General features: G+C 70.9%; 3 protein-coding genes. 1 reads left to right on the top strand and 2 read right to left on the bottom strand.

Translation table 11 applies throughout. The features are described from left to right. The first annotated feature begins 283 nt into the window (after positions 1–283). On the top strand, positions 284–1,165 hold the full coding sequence (locus tag ACZ45Z_RS30575) for a SigB/SigF/SigG family RNA polymerase sigma factor (RefSeq protein ID WP_468369279.1): 882 nt from the start codon (positions 284–286) through the stop codon (positions 1,163–1,165). 86 nt (positions 1,166–1,251) lie between these two features. Here the strand turns inward: ACZ45Z_RS30575 and ACZ45Z_RS30570 are convergent, their stop codons facing one another. Further along, positions 1,252–1,749, bottom strand: coding sequence for a hypothetical protein (locus ACZ45Z_RS30570; protein WP_468369276.1), 498 nt, complete (start codon positions 1,747–1,749; stop codon positions 1,252–1,254). Positions 1,750–1,751: 2 nt separating this feature from the next. Continuing rightward, complete coding sequence (locus ACZ45Z_RS30565) at positions 1,752–4,130, bottom strand: molybdopterin oxidoreductase family protein (RefSeq protein WP_468369273.1); 2,379 nt, start codon at positions 4,128–4,130, stop codon at positions 1,752–1,754. Positions 4,131–4,230 lie beyond the last annotated feature (100 nt).

Genomic DNA, 4,230 nt, shown 5'->3' with positions numbered 1-4,230 from the left:
AGCGCGGGGGGGGGGGGGGGGGGGGGGGGGGGAGTGGGGGGGGGGGGTGGGACGTTGGGTTGGGGGGGGGCGGGGGCCGGCCCCAACAAGCCGCCCCGCCAGCACGATGTCGCCCGGTACGGCCCGGGTGGCCAAGTCCGCCCAGGAGTCCGAAACCCTGGTCCCGCATACACCCGGACTGTGTTACGGGAAATGTCAACGCCTTGGGCAGGAAAGGTTTTTCGCGGTGAAGGTGGGTAGGCGTCGGCCAACGCACTGAACACCGAGCAGGAGGGAGCAGGACATGGCGACGGCAGCGGTGCAGGCTCGGACGGCGGCAGACCGGGCGGACGCCCCGGGTTCTCGGCCGGAGCATTCCCTGCCGCCGGTCGGGGACGCCCGTCGCGTCGCACCGCGCGATGCGCGCCGGCTTTCGAAGGTGTTCTTCGAGCGACTCTCCGTGCTCGAAGAAGGCACCAGGGAATATCAGTACGTGCGCAATACGCTCATCGAGATGAACCTTTCGCTGGTGCGGTATGCCGCCAGCCGTTTCCGCAGCCGCGGTCAGGAAATGGAAGACATCGTGCAGGTCGGCACGATCGGCCTGATCAAGGCCATCGACCGGTTCGACCTTTCGCTGGAGAACGAGTTCACCACGTTCGCCGTGCCGTACATCGTCGGCGAGATCAAGCGTTTCTTCCGCGACACCACCTGGTCCGTGCACGTGCCGCGCCGACTTCAGGAACTGCGCGTCGACCTCGCCCGCGCCAAGGAGGAGTTGGAAGGGGAGGGCAACCACGCCCCGACCGCCGGCGACCTCGCCAAGCGCCTCGATCTCGCGGAAGAGGAAATCGTCGACGGGCTCGTGGCCAGCAACGGCTACCACGCCGATTCGATCGACCGGCCCATCAGCTCCGAGGGCGCCGGCAAGCAGCAGACCGGGCTCGTCGCCGACCTGATCGGTGACGAGGACCCGGCACTCGCCCTGGCCGAAGACATCCAGGCGCTCAAGCCGCTGCTGAAGCGGCTCGACGACCGCGAGCGCACGCTTCTGGAACTTCGCTTCGGCCGGGAGATGACGCAGTCCGAGATCGGCGCGGAGCTCGGCATCTCCCAGATGCACGTCTCCCGCCTCCTCTCCCGCATCTGCGGCACCCTGCGCGAAGGCATGCTGGCCGAGAGCTGACGGCCGGGGCGGCCGAGGAGCGGCGGGAGCGGCCGAACGGAAGCACAGCAGGGCGGGCCGGGACCACGGTGGTCCCGGCCTCGCGCTCAGTCGGCGACCGCGAGGATCTGTGGAGCCGCCTCCTTGATGCGTGTCTTCAGCCACTTGACCTGGGTCAGGGTCTCCTTGTGGAGGGTGGTGACGCAGCCCAGCAGGTCCTCGTCCCGCAGGGCCTGTGCCACCTGGCCCAGCATGATCCAGTGCACGTCGGCGGCCTGCGCCATGCCGTACAGCCGGCGCAGGTCGCGAAGGAGCAGCAGTCCCGACTCCGGTCGGCCGCCCAGGAGTTGGGAGCCCTTCTCCCGGACGGACGCCATGGCGGCGGTCACCCGCTCCGAGCGCCTCGGGGCGGTGAGGTCCTTGCCGTAGCGGGCGGCGAAGGCGCGGATTCGCTCGGCGCGGGCGTCGCACTGCCGGGCCAGGGTCAGGCACGGATAGTGGGTGCCGTGGTCCGCGGCCTGGCGTTCGGAGACCTTCCGGAACTCCTGGGCGAGGTCGGTCTCGGCGTTGTGGAGCTCGGAGAAGAGGATGCCGGTCTTGTTCATGCTCAGCTCCCGGGGACGGCGGTGTCGGCGCGGGTGTCCGTGTCCGTGGCCCCGCCCGTGGCGTCGGGGGCCTTCTCCAGCCGCACGGCGGACACCTTGACCAGCGGCTGCTTGGACACCGGATCCCATTCGGTGCGGGTGAGTTCGTTGGCCGCCCGGTGGTGCGGGCCGTCGCCCGAGCCGTCCGGGGTGTCGAAGTAGCCGTAGTGGAACGGGGCGAACACGGTACCGGGCCGCTTGCCGCTCAGTACCGCCGGCGCCTGGATGAATCCCCGGCGCGAGCGGACCCGGACCGGATCGCCCTCGCGCACACCGGCGGCCGCCGCGTCGTCGGGGTGCAGCTCCACCCACATGTCGGGGGCGGCGTCATTCAGGCGCGGCACGCGGCCCGTCTTGGTGCGCGTATGCCAGTGGTAGACCCGTCGTCCCGTGGTCAGCCGCAGCGGATAGTCCTCGTCCACCGGCTCGTGCGGCGGCAGATACGCCGCGGCCTTCAACAGGGCGCGTCCGGCCGGGTCGTGCGCCTGGTATTCGTCCGCCTCGTTCTGCGCGCCGGTGACCAGGTCATGGCCGTAGTCCTCGCAGTGTCCGGCTCCGGTCGGGAAGACGTGGTCGGCGTAGAGGCGCTCCGTGCCGTCCGGCGCCTGCGGTGTGCACGGCCACTGGATGCCGCCCGCGCCCCGCAGCCGCTCGTACGTCAGGGCGCTCTGGTCGCAGGGCCGGCCGCGGGTCACGGCGAGGAACGCGTTCCAGGCGTCCTCGGGGTCCCGCCATCGGATCAGGGGCCCGCCGTCCTGGTCGCGCAGGTCCATCCGGTGGGCGTAGTCCACGAACGTCTCGAAGTCGGAGCGGGCCTGGCCGGGCGGCTCGACGGCCTTCTCCGACAGATGGACGGTCCGGTCGGCGTTGGTGTAGCAGCCGGTCTTCTCGCCCCACAGCGCGGCCGGCAGCACCACATCGGCGAGCGCGGTGGTCTCGGTCGCGAAGGCGTCGGACACGACCAGGAAGAGGCGCTCCTGCCCGAGGACCGAGCGGATGCGCCGCAGTTCGGGCAGTGAGACGGCGGGGTTGGTGCCGGTGACCCACAGGAAGGTGATGGAGCCGTCCTCGCAGTGGCGGAAGATCTCCATCGCGTGGGTGGGCGGCGACCAGTGCGGGATGCGCAGCGGCTCGATGTTCCACGCCTGCGCGATCTCCGCCACGTGGGCGTCGTTCTGCCAGTTGCGGTGGCCCGGCAGCGTCCCGTCCGCGCCCGTCTCCCGGGTGTTCTCCGCCGTCGGCTGCCCGTTCATCTGGAACACGGTGCGCCCCGGTCGGCCGATCATGCCGCGCACCAGGTTGATGTTGTTGACCTGCACGGCCGCCGCGGTCGCCTGGTGCGACTGGTAGACGCCCTGCAACACGGTCGAGACCAGGCGCTCGGCGGCACCGATCACCTGCGCGGCGCGCCGGATGGTCTCGGCGGGAACCTCGCAGAGGTCCGCCGCGTACTCCGGCGTGTACGGCGCGACCACCTCGGCCAGGTCCTCGAAGCCCACGGTCCGGGCCTCGACGAATTCCCGGTCGATCCGGTCGTGCGCGATCAGCTCGTGGAGGATCGCGTTGAGGACGGCCACGTTCGTGCCCGGGGCGACCGGCACATGCACGTCGGCCCGCGCCGCGGTCGCGGTCGTGCGGGGGTCGATGACGACCAGCCGCGGCCGGTCCGGCCCGTGCAGGCGGTCCAGCATGCGGGCCCACAACACCGTCTGCGTTTCGGCCACGTTGTGCCCGACGAGCAGCAGCGTGTCGCAGACGTCGATATCCGTGTACGACCCGGGGTTGCCGTCGCTGCCGAAACTCTCGATCAGCGCCCACTCGGCCGTCGCGGTGCACAGCCGGGTGTTCCCGTCCAGGTGCGGTGTGCCGATCCCGCCACGGGCCACCAGCGTCTGGGCGTAGTACTCCTCGGCGAACAGTTGCCCCGACGTGTAGAAGGCCATCGCCAGGGGCCCGCGTTCGGCGAGCACCCGATGGGAACGCTCGACGACCGCTCCCATCGCCGTGTCCCAGTCCGTGGGCCGCAGTTCGCCGTCGACGCGCATCAGCGGCCGGGTGAGGCGGTCCGGCGAGTTGTTGGCCTGCCAGCCGAACAGGCCCTTGGGGCCCAGGCGGCCGTGGTTGATCCGGTCTTCCGCCCGTCCCCGGACGCCGACGATGCGACCGCCGGCGACCGCGACGTCCATACCGCAGCCGTTCGAGCACAGCACACACGCCGACGGCACCCACCGTTCGACCTCCGACTCCGCCACCGTCAGATGCTGGTCGACCCGCTCCGGCCAGCGCCCGCCGGCGGCAAACGGGGCCCGCGGGCCCCATACGTCGGTAATGCGATCGGACATGGGTCCTCCGTAAGTTGTTAGTTGGCCCGGGAGGGCCGGGTGTGGCTTATGGGTTCTTGCCTTCAGTGGCTTCGCAGGAGTGGCCGCCCGGTTCTCCGGG

The sequence above is a fragment of the Streptomyces sp. NPDC031210 genome (assembly GCF_055570395.1).
This window is presented reverse-complemented; position numbering and strand designations above follow the sequence as displayed.

Excerpts from the sequence above, each read along its gene's own strand:
- ACZ45Z_RS30575 (WP_468369279.1), top strand. The coding sequence starts at position 284 with ATGGCGACGGCAGCGGTGCAGGCTCGGACGGCGGCAGACCGGGCGGAC.
- ACZ45Z_RS30570 (WP_468369276.1), bottom strand. The coding sequence starts at position 1,749 with ATGAACAAGACCGGCATCCTCTTCTCCGAGCTCCACAACGCCGAGACC.
- ACZ45Z_RS30565 (WP_468369273.1), bottom strand. The coding sequence starts at position 4,130 with ATGTCCGATCGCATTACCGACGTATGGGGCCCGCGGGCCCCGTTTGCC.